At 67.3% G+C, this 15,071-nt stretch carries 18 protein-coding genes and 1 tRNA gene; 6 read left to right on the top strand and 13 right to left on the bottom strand.

Features of this window, described 5'->3' with window-relative positions; genetic code table 11:
* Positions 1–112 precede the first annotated feature (112 nt).
* Positions 113–1,018 (top strand): hypothetical protein, encoded by a 906-nt coding sequence (locus O9281_RS12310; protein WP_298186284.1) that lies wholly within the window; start codon positions 113–115, stop codon positions 1,016–1,018.
* A 14-nt stretch (positions 1,019–1,032) separates the two neighbouring features.
* Here the strand turns inward: O9281_RS12310 and miaB are convergent, their stop codons facing one another.
* The 10 genes from miaB to O9281_RS12260 all read right to left on the bottom strand — a co-directional run bounded on the left by miaB (position 1,033) and on the right by O9281_RS12260 (position 9,886).
* Positions 1,033–2,355, bottom strand: a complete 1,323-nt coding sequence (gene miaB, locus O9281_RS12305; protein ID WP_298186282.1) for a tRNA (N6-isopentenyl adenosine(37)-C2)-methylthiotransferase MiaB — start codon at positions 2,353–2,355, stop codon at positions 1,033–1,035.
* 72 nt (positions 2,356–2,427) lie between these two features.
* Positions 2,428–3,201 (bottom strand): 1-acyl-sn-glycerol-3-phosphate acyltransferase, encoded by a 774-nt coding sequence (locus O9281_RS12300; RefSeq protein ID WP_298186279.1) that lies wholly within the window; start codon positions 3,199–3,201, stop codon positions 2,428–2,430.
* Between the two features lie 9 nt (positions 3,202–3,210).
* Entirely contained in the window at positions 3,211–3,633 is a 423-nt protein-coding gene (locus tag O9281_RS12295) for a Fur family transcriptional regulator (protein WP_298186276.1), read from the bottom strand.
* 103 nt (positions 3,634–3,736) lie between these two features.
* The gene (locus O9281_RS12290; RefSeq protein ID WP_298186275.1) at positions 3,737–4,177 is read right to left on the bottom strand and encodes a MucR family transcriptional regulator; all 441 of its coding nucleotides are present in this window, start codon (positions 4,175–4,177) and stop codon (positions 3,737–3,739) included.
* A 146-nt stretch (positions 4,178–4,323) separates the two neighbouring features.
* Positions 4,324–4,758 (bottom strand): ribosomal protein S18-alanine N-acetyltransferase, encoded by a 435-nt coding sequence (gene rimI / locus O9281_RS12285; RefSeq protein WP_298186464.1) that lies wholly within the window; start codon positions 4,756–4,758, stop codon positions 4,324–4,326.
* Between the two features lie 17 nt (positions 4,759–4,775).
* Positions 4,776–5,390, bottom strand: coding sequence for a tRNA (adenosine(37)-N6)-threonylcarbamoyltransferase complex dimerization subunit type 1 TsaB (gene tsaB / locus O9281_RS12280; protein WP_298186272.1), 615 nt, complete (start codon positions 5,388–5,390; stop codon positions 4,776–4,778).
* A gap of 18 nt (positions 5,391–5,408) precedes the next feature.
* Positions 5,409–6,002: a malonic semialdehyde reductase gene (locus O9281_RS12275; RefSeq protein WP_298186270.1), complete on the bottom strand. Its 594-nt coding sequence runs from the start codon at positions 6,000–6,002 to the stop codon at positions 5,409–5,411.
* 43 nt (positions 6,003–6,045) lie between these two features.
* The gene (locus O9281_RS12270) at positions 6,046–6,621 is read right to left on the bottom strand and encodes a NifU family protein (protein WP_298186267.1); all 576 of its coding nucleotides are present in this window, start codon (positions 6,619–6,621) and stop codon (positions 6,046–6,048) included.
* A 44-nt stretch (positions 6,622–6,665) separates the two neighbouring features.
* On the bottom strand, positions 6,666–9,188 hold the full coding sequence (locus tag O9281_RS12265; RefSeq protein ID WP_298186265.1) for an FtsX-like permease family protein: 2,523 nt from the start codon (positions 9,186–9,188) through the stop codon (positions 6,666–6,668).
* Complete coding sequence (locus O9281_RS12260) at positions 9,185–9,886, bottom strand: ABC transporter ATP-binding protein (RefSeq protein WP_298186263.1); 702 nt, start codon at positions 9,884–9,886, stop codon at positions 9,185–9,187. The genes O9281_RS12265 and O9281_RS12260 overlap by 4 nt, the downstream gene beginning before the upstream one ends.
* Positions 9,887–9,939: 53 nt before the next feature.
* Here O9281_RS12260 and O9281_RS12255 point away from each other — a divergent pair, with 53 nt between their 5' ends.
* The gene (locus O9281_RS12255; RefSeq protein WP_298186260.1) at positions 9,940–10,695 is read left to right on the top strand and encodes an arylesterase; all 756 of its coding nucleotides are present in this window, start codon (positions 9,940–9,942) and stop codon (positions 10,693–10,695) included.
* On the opposite strand, the gene recF is transcribed toward O9281_RS12255, so the two are convergent.
* Positions 10,664–11,737 carry a DNA replication/repair protein RecF gene (recF, locus tag O9281_RS12250; RefSeq protein WP_298186256.1) on the bottom strand — a complete coding sequence of 358 codons (1,074 nt, stop codon included), beginning with the start codon at positions 11,735–11,737 and terminating at the stop codon, positions 10,664–10,666. The genes O9281_RS12255 and recF overlap by 32 nt on opposite strands.
* Before the next feature lie 227 nt (positions 11,738–11,964).
* Between recF and O9281_RS12245 the strand changes: the two genes are divergently transcribed.
* The gene (locus tag O9281_RS12245) at positions 11,965–12,111 is read left to right on the top strand and encodes a hypothetical protein (RefSeq protein ID WP_298186255.1); all 147 of its coding nucleotides are present in this window, start codon (positions 11,965–11,967) and stop codon (positions 12,109–12,111) included.
* A complete protein-coding gene (locus O9281_RS12240) occupies positions 12,111–12,329 on the top strand; it encodes a PspC domain-containing protein (protein WP_298186252.1) in 219 nt (72 codons plus the stop codon). Before O9281_RS12245 ends, O9281_RS12240 begins: the two co-directional genes overlap by 1 nt.
* Before the next feature lie 70 nt (positions 12,330–12,399).
* Here O9281_RS12240 and O9281_RS12235 read toward each other — a convergent pair whose 3' ends face one another.
* Positions 12,400–13,122 carry a queuosine precursor transporter gene (locus O9281_RS12235; RefSeq protein ID WP_298186250.1) on the bottom strand — a complete coding sequence of 241 codons (723 nt, stop codon included), beginning with the start codon at positions 13,120–13,122 and terminating at the stop codon, positions 12,400–12,402.
* 61 nt (positions 13,123–13,183) lie between these two features.
* Here O9281_RS12235 and O9281_RS12230 point away from each other — a divergent pair.
* Together O9281_RS12230 and O9281_RS12225 are read left to right on the top strand one after the other, a co-directional pair.
* Positions 13,184–13,260 (top strand) — tRNA-Arg (locus O9281_RS12230).
* 68 nt (positions 13,261–13,328) lie between these two features.
* Positions 13,329–13,787 carry a hypothetical protein gene (locus tag O9281_RS12225; protein ID WP_298186247.1) on the top strand — a complete coding sequence of 153 codons (459 nt, stop codon included), beginning with the start codon at positions 13,329–13,331 and terminating at the stop codon, positions 13,785–13,787.
* A gap of 148 nt (positions 13,788–13,935) precedes the next feature.
* Here the strand turns inward: O9281_RS12225 and O9281_RS12220 are convergent, their stop codons facing one another.
* Entirely contained in the window at positions 13,936–14,772 is an 837-nt protein-coding gene (locus O9281_RS12220; RefSeq protein WP_298186245.1) for an NUDIX domain-containing protein, read from the bottom strand.
* Positions 14,773–15,071: the final 299 nt, after the last annotated feature.

Here is a 15,071-nt window from a genome sequence, read left to right as displayed (position 1 = left end):
GGAAAACCGCTGCGGCAAGCGGGCCAGGGTGCCCCAGGGCGGCGATTGTACCGGTGTCTGGACGTGCCGATCCGCTGTGGTAGGTCTCTTCCGGCCTTCTCGGAGCAACCCAATGCTTTTTCGGTCTTTCCGCCTCGCCATGCGCCCGCTGCTGGTGGCTGCCTGTGCTGGCCTCACCAGCCCGGCATTGAGCCTGGAAAACGGCGGGACGGATAACAGCGGCGAAATCGTCGTCAGCGCCGAACGTGAGGTCCAGGCCAAGGCCGCCGCTGCCCAGGCCCACGCGATTACCCAGCCGGCCCCGCCCGGCAAGCCGCTCGCCCGCCATTACCTGCCGGTCTGCGTCAAGGTGTTCGGCCTGCCTGCCGCCTATGGTCAGGCGCTGGCCGAACGGGTGATGGACAACGTGCGCAGCCTGAACCTGCGGGTCGCCCCGGCGGGCTGCTCGCCGAATGTCTGGATCGGTTTCACCAATGACAGTCGCAAGCAGGTGGAGGCCCTGCGCAAGCGGGATCCGGCCATGTTCGTCTCGCTCAAGCAGCACGAGATCGACCGGATCTTCAAGGGCTCCAACGCCGTCCAGGTCTGGCATGCGACCGAGACAAAGGGCGTTGACGGGCGGGCGATACCGGTGGCCCGGATGCCGGACGGGAGCGAGTATGAGGTTAACCAGCAGTGGAAGGCCAGTCGCCTGGGATCGACCATCCGCGTGGACATGACCGGTTCGCTGGTGGTGTTCGACCGCAAACTGGTCGGCCGCCGCACCCTGGCGCAACTGGCTGACTATGCAACGATGCGCGTCCTCGCCTCGACATATGATCAGGCCGAATTCGATCCGGCGATGCCGACCATCCTGTCGCTGTTCGCCGCCGAGTCAGGAGCGCCAGAGGAACTGACAGACTTTGACCGGGCCTATCTTGGCGGGCTGTACCGGCTGGGCGAGGGCGCCGATCACACCAAGATGCCCGACGCCGTCCGCTCCGCCTATCTGCACCAGACTGCGGAGAAAAAGGATTAGCGGCTGGCCGGAAATCAGGCTGGTGCCGTGGCCACCAGCCGCGCGCCCAGCGAATTGGGACCGGCCTCGGTCAGTTCCACTTCCACCAGATCGCCGATTTCCGCCTCGCCGGTGAAGTGGACCGATTGCAGCCAGGGCGACTTGCCCAGCCACTGCCCGGGGTGCTTGCCCTTGCGTTCGACCAGTACGGTGCAGCGCTGGCCGACCGAGGCCTGGTTGAAGGCCAGCTGGCTGGCGTTAAGCACGGCCTGGAGCCGCTGCAGCCGCTCGTCCATCACTTCGACCGGGACCTGGCCGTCCATTGTCGCGGCCGGGGTGCCGGGGCGGGCCGAATACTTGAAGCTGAAGCACTGGGCATAGCCGACCTGCTCGGCGAGCCGCAGGGTATCCTCGAACTCGACGTCGGTCTCGCCCGGGAAGCCGACGATGAAATCGCCCGACAGGGCGATGTCGGGGCGCATGGCGCGCACCTCGTCGAGGATGCGCAGGTAGTTTTCCGCCGTGTGGCTGCGGTTCATCGCCTTGAGCACCCGGTCGTTCCCCGCTTGCACCGGCAAGTGCAGGAATGGCATCAGCTTGGGTACATCGCGGTGTGCCTCGAGTAACCCTGGTGTCATGTCGTTCGGGTGGCTGGTGGTATAGCGGATGCGCGCCAGCTGGGGGATCGCGGCCAGCGCCTCGATCAGCTTTTCCAGGCCCCGGTTGCTGTCGTCTCTCCATGCATTCACGTTCTGGCCCAGCAGGGTGATCTCGCGCGCGCCGGCCTCGACCAGCTTGTGCGCTTCGGTCACCAGATCACTGAACGGCCGCGATACTTCGGCACCGCGGGTATAAGGGACCACGCAATAGGTGCAGAACTTGTCGCAGCCTTCCTGCACGGTCAGGAAGGCGCTCGGCCCCACCTTGCGCCGGGCGGGGAGGACATCGAACTTGGTTTCGGCCGGCATGTCGGTATCGACTGCGCGGCGGCCTTCGACGGCCTCGGCAATCATCGCCGGAAGCCGGTGATAGGCCTGCGGGCCAACCACCATGCTGACGGCGGGCGCGCGCTTCATGATCTCGTCGCCCTCGGCCTGGGCCACGCAGCCAGCCACCGCGATCAAGGGCGATGTGCCATCCTCGCGCCGCAAGCGACCGATATCGGAATAGACCTTCTCAGCGGCCTTTTCCCGGATGTGGCAGGTGTTGAGCACCACGAGGTCGGCCTCCTCGCCTTCCGGCGCGGGCATGATGCCCTGTTCGCCCAGCAGCTCGGCCATGCGTTCGCCGTCATAGACGTTCATCTGGCAGCCGAAGCTCTTGACGCGATAGGTCCGGGGGGGCGGGGTGGGGCGCATGGTAACTCCGTCATCCCGGGCTTGTCCCGGGATCGCTGGCGGCGCTGGCTCTAGGGGGCCAGCGATCCCGGATCAAGTCCGGGACGACGCCACCAGGCGCCCCAGGATCGCCTCGCGCGATGCCTGGGCCATGGTCTTGCGGTTGGTCAGCTCGGCCCCGTGCAGGACCGGCAGGAAATGAACGGTCAGCGTGATCGGCCGTCGCCGGGCAAGCAGGCGCAGGAAATTGTCGAGGCCGTGCTCCTCGCCCACCCAGGCTATGTCGGCAGCTTCCGAGCCGAAATCGAGCAGCACTGGCTGTACGGCAACGCCCGGCGGGAGCGGTTCCAGCGCCGACAGCAACGAGGACTTGAACGGCAGCAGCCCGGTGCCATCGCTAGTGGTGCCTTCGGGAAAGATCGTCAGCGCTCCGGTATCGCGGATCGCGGTGCGCACATCCTCGACCTGGCGGGCGACGCTCTTGCGGTCATGCCGGGCGACGAAGACCGTGTCGTTCATCTGGCACAGCCATTTGAGCAGCGGCATCGAGGCGAGGCCATCATGCGCGATGAAGGCGCTGCCGGTGGTGGCGGCCAGGGCCGGGATATCGAGCCAGCTGACATGATTGGCCAGCAGGAAGGCGCCGCGATGGGCCTTTTCCCCCTGGCTGCGCAGCCGCATGCCCGCGATCCAGCCGATCCCCGCCAGGAACAGGCGCGGCACCGGGTTGTGGCGGGTCAGCAGGCCAACGGCGTAATAGGCTGGCAGGCAGGCCAGCAGGAGCAGCAGCATGGCGGAAAGGCGCAAGGTAACCCGCAGCCAGCCGAACACCGAAAGACGGCGTGGCTGGGTGAGCGCAAGCGCCATCGGCCTGGCCTAGACCTCGCGGCCGAGCCGCACCCCGTAAAGCTCCATCCGGTGATCGACCAGGCGATAGCCCAGCTTCTCGGCGATCTGGCGCTGGAGCGCTTCGAGTTCGGGATCGACGAATTCGATCACCTTGCCGGTTTCCACATCGATCAGGTGATCGTGGTGGGCCTCGGGCGCCGCCTCATAGCGGGCGCGGCCATCGCCGAAATCGTGCCGGTCAAGGATCCCGGCCTCTTCGAACAGGCGAACCGTGCGATAGACGGTCGCGATCGAAATGCGTGGATCGATCGCGACGGCGCGCTCGTGCAGCTTTTCCACGTCGGGATGGTCGTCGCTTTCGGACAGCACCTTGGCGATCACGCGGCGCTGGTCGGTGATGCGAAGCCCGCGTTCAGCGCAAAGCGCTTCGATGTCGATGATCTGGTGCACGCTCAATCCGCAATGGCCAACAAATGAAATGTCCCGCCGGGTATGGACCGGGCGGGACGATTCTTCAACCGCAAGCGGCCGATGACAGTAATCAGGCTGCCAATCAGGCCTTGGGCTTGCGGCCGCGCTTCTGGCCGGGCTTGCGGCCGAGGCCGATCTTCTTGGCCAGTTCGCGACGCTTTTCGGCATAGGCCGGGGCCACCATCGGATAGTCCGCGGGCAGGTTCCAGCGCGCGCGGTACTGGTCCGGGGTCATATTGTAATGCGTCATCAGGTGGCGCTTCAGCATCTTCAGCTTCATGCCGTCTTCAAGGCAGATGATGTATTCCGGCTTGACCGAGGCGCGGACCGAAACCGCCGGCTTGGGCGCTTCTTCCGCCACCGGGGCAGCCGCCTGGCCAAGACCCGCCAGCGCGCCATAGACCTTGCTGATCAGGGCGGTAACTTCATCGACCGAGACGTTGTTGTTGCTGACATGCGCGGCAACGATGTCCGAAGTCAGCGTGATAAGGGTTTCATTCATGTCGGACTGGGGCATCTCCATGTCCGCTTCCTTTCGAATAATTGCTGCGACCAGTTTATTGTTATTGACGTCTTTTGCAGGGACGCGAATCGGCGGTTACTTGCTCTGTGTCATAAAAACAAGTGCGGTACTGTACTGGTCTACAACTGCTTGGATAAGCGACCTATTTACAGGTCGCGCGCAAAGGTAATTGCATCAAGTCGATCACCCGATGGGGTGCGATAGTAGTTAAGTCGCTCGCCAATAGGGCCGAATCCGTTGCGGCGATAAAGTGCTTCGGCAGGGTTGTTGCGGCGCATTTCCAGCAACAGGCGCCGCGCTCCACGCAAGGCGGCCTGCTGGGCCAGATCGTCGAGCAATTGCTGACCAAAGCCGCGCCCACGAAAGCGCGGGTGCACCGCGATCAGCAGCAGTTCCTCTTCCTCGTAGCCATGGCGCGAGAGATAGAACCCGGCCGCCTCGCCCCCGCTCTGCGCCAGGCAATAGTGGCAATTGCCCACCACCAGCGCGTCTTCCACCTGGCGGCGGGTCCAGGCTTCGCCATAGGCGGGATCGAAGGCCGCCTGCATCACCCCCATGATCCGGTCGAGATCGTCCCGCATCGGCATTCGGGCGGCGATCAGGCAGCAGGCAGGCGCGCGTCCGGCGCACGACCGTAGAGCGGCTGGTCGGCGGCGCCGATCAGCGCCGGGGGGAGCAGGGCGAAGCGCCGGGCATCAGGCCACAGCGGCAGAGCGGTGCCGCTGCCCCGCGCGGCGACCAGCGCTTCGGCCTGACTGCCTGCAACAAGCGGGGCCGTGCTGGCGGCAACGGTTGCGGTGGGGGTAAGCGAGGCCAGGCTGGCCAGTGGCAGGCCATCGCTGCCGAAGTCCTGCGCGAACCATTCGCCATGCCCGCCGGTCATCGCGACCGTGCAGGCCTGCACGCCCGCTTCGGCCCGGGCCATGGCGGCAACCAGCGCCAGGGTGGGATAACCGACCAGTTCCGCCCGCCAGGCCAGCGCCAGCGCCCGCGCGGCGGCCAGGCCCACCCGCACCCCGGTGAAGCTGCCTGGGCCCAGCGCCACGGCGATCCGCCCGGCGCGGCCCTTGTCCGGCAGGGCGGCGATCATCGGCACCAGCGCCTCGGCATGGCCGCGGCCCAGCATCCGGCTTTCGCCCGCAATGAGGTCGCTGCCGTCCAGCAGGGCGACCGAGCAGGCCTCGGTCGCGCTATCGATTACGAGAGTACGCATCACGCGCCTGTTAGCGCGTCAGGCGATCCGATTGAAAGTGTCGAAATCGGGGCGCGGGCTGCGATCGAAGATCGTGGCCGGATCGCCATAGCCCAGGGTGGAGATGAAATTCGACTTCACCCGCGGCGTATCGGCGAAGAAGGCGGCGTCCACCGCATCGTTGGCGAAGCCCGACATCGGTCCCGTATCCAGCCCCAGCGCCCGCGCGGCGAGGATGAAATAGGCACCCTGCAGGCTTGAATTGCGCATCGCCGACACTTCGCGCAGCGGCTCGTTGCCATCGAACCAGGCCTTGGCATCGGTATGCGGGAACAGCCAGGGCAGCTGCTCGTGATAATCGATGTCCATGCCGATGATCACCGTCACCGGGGCCTTGAGCACCTTTTCGGCATTGGCGGGCATGCAGCAGGCGGCGAGCTTGGCCTTGGCCTCGTCCGTGGTGCACCAGACCATCCGGGCGGGCAGCATGTTGGCGCTGGTCGGCCCGAACTTCATCAGGTCCCAGATAGCGTGGAGTTGCTCGGTGCTGACCGGCTTGTCGAGATAGCCGTTATAGCTGCGCGCGGTGCGGAACAGCTGGTCAAGCGCGGCATCGGCAAGCGGCTGGGTCATCGGGAACTTCCTTGGCGGGATTGGTGCGTCGGGGCGGGCGGGATCAGGCCGCGCGGACTTCGGTCACTTCGGGGACATAGTGCTTGAGCAAGCCCTCGATCCCCTGCTTGAGCGTGGCGGTGGACGAAGGGCAGCCCGAACAGGCCCCCTGCATCGAAAGATAGACCACCCCTTCGCGGAACCCGCGATAGGCAATGTCGCCGCCGTCATTGGCCACGGCCGGGCGAATCCGCGTTTCGAGCAGTTCCTTGATCTGCGCGACGATGTCGGCATCGGCCGGATCGTCACCATGGTCGGCGTCCTCGGCCGGAACCGCGATGCCGTTGCCGGGCAGGGCATGGAACAGCGGGGCCTGGCTGACAAAGTGATCGAGCAGGATCGCCACGACCTGCGGCTTAAGGGCCGACCAGTCCGACCCTTCGCCCGCGGTGACCGAGACGAAATCGCGGCCGAAGAACACGCCGGTCACGTCGCCCAGGCTGAACAGCGCCTCGGCCAGGGGGGAAGCAGCGGCATCCTCCTCGTCGCGGAAATCGCGGGTGCCACCAGCCATCACTTCCTGCCCGGGCAGGAACTTCAGCGTGGCGGGGTTCGGAGTCGTTTCGGTTTCGATGAACATGGTGGCGATGTAGGCCTTAAAGAGGCGGGTTCAAGCAAAGAAATCTATAGCTCCCGCAGCGCCTGGGCTGGCTTGGCTCGCAGCAGCGGCAGCGATCCGGCGAGCGCAAAGGCCACCGTCATCGCCAGCCCCGCGCCAAGCACGGCCAGCACCTGGGGCCAGTTGGGCAGCCAGTCGAATTCGAACAGCTGGACGATCACTAGCCAGCCGATCGCGCTGCCCAGCACCAGCGCCACGCCCGCCAGCAGCAGCGCCAGCAGGCCATATTCGGCCACCTGCAGCAGCAGCAGTTGTCGGCGGCTGGCCCCCAGCACGCGCAGCACCACGTTGTCGTAAAGGCGGCTCGCCCGGGCGGCGGCAATCGCCCCCAGCAGGACGGCGATCCCGGCCAGCACCGCGACCGAGGCGGCGGCCAGGATCGCGGTCGAAACCTGGTTCAGCAGCGTGCGTGCCTGTTGCAGCACGCCGCCCACCTCGATCACCGAGCTGGAGGGGAAGGCGCGCAGCAATTGCGGCAGCAGGGCATTGCGGTCCGCGCCCGGCGGCAGGTCGATCGTCGCGGCCAGGTTGTGCGGCGCATCGGCCAGTGTGTTGGGGGAGAAGACCAGCACATAGTTGAAGCCCATGTTGTCCCAGTCGATCCGGCGGAACGAGGCGACCCGCGCGCTGCGTTCAACGCCCAGCACGCCTATCGTGATCATGTCCCCGATCTTGAGGTCGATCGCCTGGGCCAGTTCCTCATCCACTGAAACCAGCGGCTCGCCCTGGTAATCCTTGGGCCACCATTCCCCCGCCGTCAGTGAGTTCCCTTCGGGCAGGGTGGGCGAATAGGTCAGCCCGCGCTCGCCGCGCAGCGGCCAGGCGCCTTCGGGGATTTCCTTGAGATCGGCCACGCGAGTCATCGCGCCTTCCGGACCATAGGCCAGGATCGCCCCGCGCAGCGCGGGCACCTGGCGGACCTTGGCCCCCGGCGCGGCAGTCTGGACGATCTGCTCCATCTTGGCCGCGCCCTCGCGCGGCAGGTCGAGCATGAAATAGTCCGGCGCGCGCTGCGGTACCCGGCTGGCGATATTGGCTTCCAGGCTGGTCTGGATCACGGCGAGCAGGACGAAGGCCGACAGGCCAAAGCCCAGCGCGGTCACCAGCGCACCGGTCTGGGCGCCGGGGCGGTGCAGGTTGGACAGCGCCAGGCGCAGCAACGGCCGCTGCGGGCGCGGCAGCCGCGCGGCCAGGTTGCGCAAGGCCCAGCCCAGCAGGCCGAGCAGCCCCAGCACGACCAGCGCCCCGGCCAGGAACCCTGCAGTCACCGGCAATTGCGCCGCGCTGGCCAGTGTCAGCACGATGATCGCGGCAAAGCCCAGGCCGACCGGCCAGGCGGCTTCGCGCCATTGCCCGGTCAGCGGATTGACCTTGGCGCGCATCAGGGCGAGGGCGGGGAACCGCCGCGCGGCCAGCAGCGGCGGCGCGGCAAAGACCAGTCCGACCAGCAGGCCATAGGCGCTGGCACGAGCAAGAGCGGCCCAGTCGAACACCAGCCCCGGCGCGACCGGCAGCAGCGCGCCCAGCGCCTGGCCCAGCAGCGGCATGACCATGATCCCGGCGGCAAGGCCCGCAAGGCTGCCGGCGAGGGCGGCGGCCAGCAGTTGCAACAGGTAGATCCGGGTAATGTCGGTGCTGGTCGCGCCCAGTACCTTCAGCGTGGCAATGCCGTTGCGGCGCGCCTCAAGATAGGACGAAACCCCACCGCCGATCCCGATCCCGGCAATCGCCATGGCGGTCAGGCCCACAAGGACGAGGAATTCGCCCATCCGCGAGACGAACCGGTCCGCCCCCGGCGCGGCGCGATCGCGCTGGCGATAGGAAAAGCCCGAGGTCGGGAAGCGTTCCTTCAGCGTATCGATCGTGGCCACCGGATCGGTGCCGGGGGGCAGCAGCAAGCGGTACTTGCTGCGGAACATCGCCCCGGGCGTGGTCAGGCCCGCCTTGGCCGGAAAATCGGCGCTGACAATCACCGTCGGGCCCAGCGCAAAGCCTTCGCTGAGCCGGTCGGGCTCATCCGCGATCACCCCGGCGATCTGCAAGGTCTGTCCGGAAATGACGAAACTGCCGCCCGCCGCCAGTTCCAGCCGGGCCAGGGCATCGGGCGAAACCCAGGCCGTGCCGGGGGCGGGTGCCCCCACCTTGCGGCCATCGCTCAGCGTAAGGCGCCCAACCAGCGGCCAGGCGGCGTCGACCGCCTTCAGTTCCACCGGTACGGCCAGCTCGCCGTTGGCGGCCATGGCCTGCAGCCGGGTGCCGCCTGAAAGCTGGCCGAACTTCTCAAGCTCGGTGCGCTCGGCCGGGGTGGCGGCGCGCTGCCACACTTCCACCTGCACGTCGCCGCCCAGGATGGTCTGCCCGCGATCCTTCAGTTCGCGCTCGATCGCCCCGGTCAGGGTACCGATCGCGGCCAGCGCGCCAACGCCCAGGAACAGGCAGGCCAGCAGCAGCCGCAGGCCGCGAAAGCGGGCCGACAGATCGCGCCGGGCAATCGTCCAGGCAGTGGACCAGGGCAGAACCGAGCTCACGCGGCGGTATCGCTCGCAATGCGGCCATCGGCCAGGGTGACGACCCGCTCGCACTTGGCGGCAAGGCCCGCGTCATGGGTGATGATCACCAGCGTGGCCCCGGCTTCGGCCCGGCGGGCGAACAGCAGGTCGATGATCGCCGCCCCGGTCGCGGCATCGAGATTGCCGGTCGGCTCGTCGGCAAAGACCAGCGCGGGGCGGCCAGCCAGCGCGCGGGCAATCGCCACGCGCTGCTGTTCGCCGCCGGACAGCTGAGTGGGATAGTGGTGCAGGCGGTGGCCCAGGCCCACGGCGATCAGTTCCGCCTCGGCGCGCGGCCGGGCATCGGTCACACCGGCCAGTTCCAGCGGGGTCATCACGTTTTCGAGCGCGGTCATGGTCGGCAACAGGTGGAAGGCCTGGAGCACGATGCCGATCCGTCCGCGCCGCGCGGCGGCCAGGGCATCCTCGTCGAGCGCGGCAAAGTTCTCCCCCGCCACGTCAAGCGTGCCGCCGCTGGCCCGCTCAAGCCCGGACAGCACCGCCATCAGCGAGCTCTTGCCCGAACCCGACGGGCCGAGCAGGGCGAGGGTCTGCCCCAGCGGCACGGCCAGGTCGATCCCGCGCAGGATTTCGACCGCCGCCTCGCCATTGCCGAGCGTCAGGGTGAGGCTCCTGGCGGTAATCGCCGCCAGGGTTTCCGAATTGGGGCTTGTCACGTCAGCGAATGACCATAGCTAGGGGGGAGGGACAGACGAAGGAAAGTTGCAGCATGAAATGGAAATCCGCAGGGCGACTTGCAACCCCCCCCAAGCTGGTCCTGGCGCTGGTCTTTGTGCTGGGGGCTTGCGGATCGGAGCAGGCAGCCCCGCCGCCCGCCAAGACGGTTGAGGCTGCGCCGTCCGATCTGCCCCCCGATCTGCCCGTAGTGGGCGAGGAGCTGCGGATCGTCGCCCTGGGGGACAGTCTATTCACCGGCTATGGGCTGGAGCCCGGGCAAAGCTATCCCGCGCGGCTGGAAGCGGCACTGCGCGCCCGCGGGATCAACGCGCGGATTACCAATGCGGGGGTATCGGGCGATACCACGGGCGGCGGGGCCGGGCGGCTCGATTTCACCCTGAACAGCCTCCAGAAGCCGCCCGCGCTGGTAATCATCAGCCTGGGCGGGAACGACATGCTGCGTGGGCTTTCGCCCGACCAGACCCGCAAGAACCTGGACGAGATGCTGGGCAAGCTGAAGGCCCGCGGCATTCCCGTGGTGCTGCTGGGCATGCTGGCCGCACCCAACCTGGGGGCGGATTATCGCGGGGCTTTCGATCCGATCTATCCGGCGCTTGCCAAAAAGCATGGCGCCACGCTGGTGCCGTTCTTCCTGCAGCCGCTGATCGGCAAGCCCAAACTGATCCAGGCCGACCGGATCCATCCGACGCTGGACGGGATCGACCTGATGGTCGGCTCGACGGTGGACGCGGTGGCCGGGGCGCTGCCCAAGACGGCTAAGTCAGCCGCTCCACCGACCCGTCCCTGACGCGCCAGACCGCCGCTTCGGCCGCGATCGCCTCGAACGGCGGTAGCTCGGTGCCGGTGAGCCAGACCTGGGCGCGGCCCGCGCGCAACCGATCGAACAGCGCGGAGCGGCGCAGCGGATCGAGGTGAGCGGCCACTTCGTCGAGCAGCAGCAGGGCGGGGCGGCTGTCCTCCAGCAGGTCGGCATGGGCCAGGGTGATCGCGATCAGCAACGCCTTCTGCTCACCGGTGGAGCAGGCAGCGGCGGGCTGGCCCTTGCCGGCCATCACCACGCCCAGCTCGTCACGGTGGGGGCCGGTCAGGGTGCGTCCGGCACCGCGATCGCGGCGGCGGGTGGCGCGCAGTTCGGCGGCCAGGGCCTCGGCCTCCAGCGGTCCGCCGGGCTGATAGGCCAGCTCTGGCCGGGCAAAGGGCGCTTCGGGCAGCAGGGCCAGCCGCTCTGCCAGCGCGGTCACCAGCCGGGCGCGGGCCTGGGCGACCAGCGCCCCGGCTTCGGCCAGCTGGCTTTCCAGCGCATCGAGCCAGGCGGGATCGGGTTCAGCGGGTTCGGCCAGCAGCCGGTTGCGTTCGCGTAGCGCGCTTTCCATCCGCGCGGCGTGGCGGGCGTGGCCCGGCTCCAGCGCCAGCACCAGCCGATCGAGGAACCGCCGCCGCGCGCCCGCGCCTTCGCTGAACAGGCGGTCCATCGCCGGGGTCAGCCAGCCGATGCTGAGCCATTCGGACAGGCCCAGCGCGGCGATCTCGGCCCCATTGGCCCGTGCCACCCGGCGGCCGGGGCGGTCCGGGCGAATGCCGGTGCCCAGCGAGCCGCCGCCCGCCAGATCCGCGCTGACCGCGCAGCCACCATCGCCGGAATGGCCCGGCAGCTCGGTCAGGGCAGCCCGGCGCAGGCCGCGGCCGGGGGCGAGCAGCGAGAGCGCCTCCAGCACGTTGGTTTTTCCTGCGCCATTTTCGCCAACCAGCAGGTTGAACTGTGCGGTTTCCTCCAGCCGGGTGGCCGGATGATTGCGGAAATGGGTCAGGGTGATGCGGTCCAGCGCCATGCCCGACCGCGATAAGGCCGTCACCTGCCGCTGTCATCCCAAAGCGCGATCCCCAAATGTGGTGAAAAATCCCAACACTTCGTATTCAGGAATCGCGGAAATCGCCCCGCGCGAGGCGAAGGCACGGATTTCCGACATTTTTCGAAATTGGCACGGCCCCTGCAATCACTCTGGCATCCGCAGGAATGGTCCTGACGGATGGTTCAAATGGAAAGGGAAATTTCAAAATGTCCGTTCTCTCGCAGCTGCCCGCCCGCTTCACCGCCGCCGTTTCGGCCCTCGCGCTTTCGCTGGTTCTGATCAGCGGCACTGTCAGCATGCCGACCCAGGCCCAGGCCCAGACCACTGGCACCTATGTCGGGGTTGTCGCCTGATGGGCACGATCGACCGCTCGCGCAGCGATAGCGCACCCGTCAGCGGCGGCTTCCGCCTCAACAAGACCCAGGGCAAGTTCATGGGTGTGAGCGCCGGGATCGCCGACTACTTCGGCTGGGATGTCACCCTGGTCCGCCTGGGTTGGGTCGTTGGTACCCTGCTGGGCTTCGGATCGCTGATCCTGGTCTACCTAGCAATCGGCCTCATCGCCGATTGACGATCGCCGGTGAGGCCCCGTCTGCCATCAGGCGGGGCCGAACACCGGAGCAATTCAGACCGCCCCTCGGTTAAACAGAGGGCGCCTTGGCAAAGGGCGAGAAGTCGGTCCCCTTGTCGAACACTTCCACCCCCTCGCGGCGCTTGAGCCAGCCGACCACCGCATAGGTCACCGGGGTGAGCAGCACTTCCCACAGCACTTTCAGCAGCCAGTTGGTGACCATCACGGTCGCGATCTGGGCATTGGTCCAGATGCCGTAGAAGGCGATCGGGTAGAAGATCAGGCTGTCGACCGCCTGGCCGAAGAAGGTCGAGCCGATCGTGCGGCTCCACAGCGCCTTGCCCTGGGTCCAGATCTTCATCCGCGCCAGGACATAGCTGTTGACGAATTCCCCCGCCCAGAAGGCCAGGATCGAGGCGGCGACGATCCGCCAGGTGCTGCCGAACACGCTTTCATAGGCGGCCTGGCCCTCCCACCCGGCGGCCGGCGGCATGGCCACCACGACATAGCTCATGAAGGCCATGAACAGCATGGCGGCAAAGCCCATCCACACACAGCGGCGGGCATTGGCATAGCCATAGACCTCGGTCAGCACGTCGCCGATCACGTAGGAGACGGGGAAGAACAGGATCCCCGCGCCAAAGGTGAAGCCGCCCACCGTCGCCAGCTTGCTGGCCCCGATCAGGTTGGACAGCAACAGGATCGCGACAAAGGCCGCCATCACATAGTCGAAATAGCGGAAGTGGCGGCGCGCGCCGGCAGTTCCGTCGAGCTGGGCAAGGTCCTGGGTCATGGGTTGCAGCCTAACCCGGTTTGCATGGGCCGCAAAGCCCGCCTATGGACTGCCCCGGCGCGCGCCCGTAGCTCAGCTGGATAGAGCACGTGACTTCTAATCTCGAGGCCGGTGGTTCGAATCCACCCGGGCGCGCCAGTCCTGCCGGCGGCGGCGATGCACCAGTACAGTTGCTAAATGCAACTTAACAGTGTAAACATTGCACCATGCTGATGCCCCTGATCATTGTCGCGATCGTTGCGCTGCCCTGGTTGCTGGCCCACCTGCTGCGGCTGGCCGGGTTTGCGCTGATCCAGCCGCAAGCCGCCGGGCGCGCCGGACTGGTCCTCGCATTCCTGTTCTTCGCCCTGGGCCATTTCATCCAGACCGAGGAAATGGTTCGGCTGCTGCCCGAATTCGTGCCGCTGCGGCGCGAGCTGGTCTGGCTGACCGGAATTGTCGAGATCGCGATCGCGCTGGGGCTGGCCGTGCCGGCCACGCGCCGCCTTGCTGCCGGGGCGGCGCTGGCGGTGCTGGTGCTGTTCTTTCCGGCCAATGTCCATGGCGCGCTGACCGCCGCCGATTATGGCGGCCACGCCCTGGGGCCGATCTATCTGCTGGTGCGCGTACCGCTGCAGCTGTTCCTGCTGGGCTGGGCCTGGCGCTTTGGCTGGCGCGCGGCGTGACGGGGATCACGGTGGGGATCCGCGCGCGGGGTTAACCCGGGGCGCGACCCACCGGCGGCGATCCTTTCTCCGCCGGCAACTTACCCCCTGCGTCAGCCCACCAGGGCTCCGGCGCAGGGGTGCTTTTCGGGCCTGAGATCGGGGCCCGTCAGCCCCGGGCGGCGCTGTCCAGCACTTCGCCGGTAACCGGATAGCCTGCATCCTCGGGAATCCGCAGCCACTTGGCCCCGCCCTCGTCGGAGATGAAAGGGGTGATCATCCGGCTGGGATATTCCTGCACGTGGGCCACGGCATCGTCGAAGCTGCCGAACTGGGCCAGTCGTTCCAGGTTGCGGCGGGTCGGGAAGATCACGCTGATCCGCCCGGCATCGGCATGGTCCAGGGCTTCGGCCGCGCTGGTCCAGAACAGGCGGGTGTTTTCGGTGGCATCGACCAGCAGGTCGACCGCCCCGGTCCCCAGGTCGGCCAGGTAGAACCGGGTATCGTAGATCCGCATGTGCCGGTGCTTGGGCCGCCAGCGGGCAAAAGGCACCAGCGCATCGAGGTCGAGTTGCCAGTTCATCGCCGCCAGAGTCGGCCCCAGTGTGCCTTCGCCCAGCAGGATGTCGCGCGCGCGGCGGGCCTCGTCCAGCGTCGGGCGCTGGCGAATGCCCACGACCAGACCGGTTTCCTCCAGCGTTTCACGAACAGCGGCGATCCGGGCTGCCAGTTCGTGCACGGCCTCCTCGTCGCTGGCGCCAAGGGCTTCGGCCAGCGCGCGGTCGGCATCGTCAACCCGCCCACCCGGAAAGACGGCGGCGCCGCCCGCAAACTTCATCGCGGCCGAGCGTTCGACCATCAGGATCTGCGGCGGGCCACCGGTGGGATCGCGGCGGAAGATCACCAGCGTGGCGGCGTGGGTGGCGGGCGGATCTTCGCCGCTCTCGTCATATTCCTGTTCGATATCCATCCCGGCCATGCTGCCCGCCCGCGGCGGCTTTGCCAAGCCGCATTTCTGGCTTGGGCGGTCCAACTGTCGGCTGCACTGACCTGCCTGTCGAAACATTTTACACAAACGAACAGGGTTAACACCGCGCTAGCCATCGTCTTGCCCGGAAATCGGCCCCTGCGCAGAATTGGCACGGCCCCTGCAAAGATGTTTGCACCCAAGCAGTCTCGACAGAGGCGGGGCCGCACCCTGGTCTCCGCGGTCCCGCCTCCCCGAGAACGCTCTTCCCGAACACCACGCCGCACCGGTCCAAACGAAAACGGCCCGCCCGGATGGGCAGGCCGCTTGCTATTCCG

This window comes from Novosphingobium sp. (assembly GCF_027531025.1).
Taxonomy (GTDB): domain Bacteria; phylum Pseudomonadota; class Alphaproteobacteria; order Sphingomonadales; family Sphingomonadaceae; genus Novosphingobium.
This window is presented reverse-complemented; position numbering and strand designations above follow the sequence as displayed.

What these genes read in the sequence shown, in the direction of transcription:
- O9281_RS12275 (WP_298186270.1), bottom strand. Translation starts at nt 6,002, where the DNA reads ATGACCCAGCCGCTTGCCGATGCCGCGCTTGACCAGCTGTTCCGCACC.
- tsaB (WP_298186272.1), bottom strand. Translation starts at nt 5,390, where the DNA reads ATGCGTACTCTCGTAATCGATAGCGCGACCGAGGCCTGCTCGGTCGCC.
- O9281_RS12310 (WP_298186284.1), top strand. Translation starts at nt 113, where the DNA reads ATGCTTTTTCGGTCTTTCCGCCTCGCCATGCGCCCGCTGCTGGTGGCT.
- O9281_RS12240 (WP_298186252.1), top strand. Translation starts at nt 12,111, where the DNA reads ATGGGCACGATCGACCGCTCGCGCAGCGATAGCGCACCCGTCAGCGGC.
- O9281_RS12235 (WP_298186250.1), bottom strand. Translation starts at nt 13,122, where the DNA reads ATGACCCAGGACCTTGCCCAGCTCGACGGAACTGCCGGCGCGCGCCGC.
- O9281_RS12300 (WP_298186279.1), bottom strand. Translation starts at nt 3,201, where the DNA reads ATGGCGCTTGCGCTCACCCAGCCACGCCGTCTTTCGGTGTTCGGCTGG.
- O9281_RS12245 (WP_298186255.1), top strand. Translation starts at nt 11,965, where the DNA reads ATGTCCGTTCTCTCGCAGCTGCCCGCCCGCTTCACCGCCGCCGTTTCG.
- rimI (WP_298186464.1), bottom strand. Translation starts at nt 4,758, where the DNA reads ATGCGGGACGATCTCGACCGGATCATGGGGGTGATGCAGGCGGCCTTC.
- O9281_RS12255 (WP_298186260.1), top strand. Translation starts at nt 9,940, where the DNA reads ATGAAATGGAAATCCGCAGGGCGACTTGCAACCCCCCCCAAGCTGGTC.
- O9281_RS12290 (WP_298186275.1), bottom strand. Translation starts at nt 4,177, where the DNA reads ATGGAGATGCCCCAGTCCGACATGAATGAAACCCTTATCACGCTGACT.
- recF (WP_298186256.1), bottom strand. Translation starts at nt 11,737, where the DNA reads ATGGCGCTGGACCGCATCACCCTGACCCATTTCCGCAATCATCCGGCC.
- O9281_RS12270 (WP_298186267.1), bottom strand. Translation starts at nt 6,621, where the DNA reads ATGTTCATCGAAACCGAAACGACTCCGAACCCCGCCACGCTGAAGTTC.
- O9281_RS12225 (WP_298186247.1), top strand. Translation starts at nt 13,329, where the DNA reads ATGCTGATGCCCCTGATCATTGTCGCGATCGTTGCGCTGCCCTGGTTG.
- miaB (WP_298186282.1), bottom strand. Translation starts at nt 2,355, where the DNA reads ATGCGCCCCACCCCGCCCCCCCGGACCTATCGCGTCAAGAGCTTCGGC.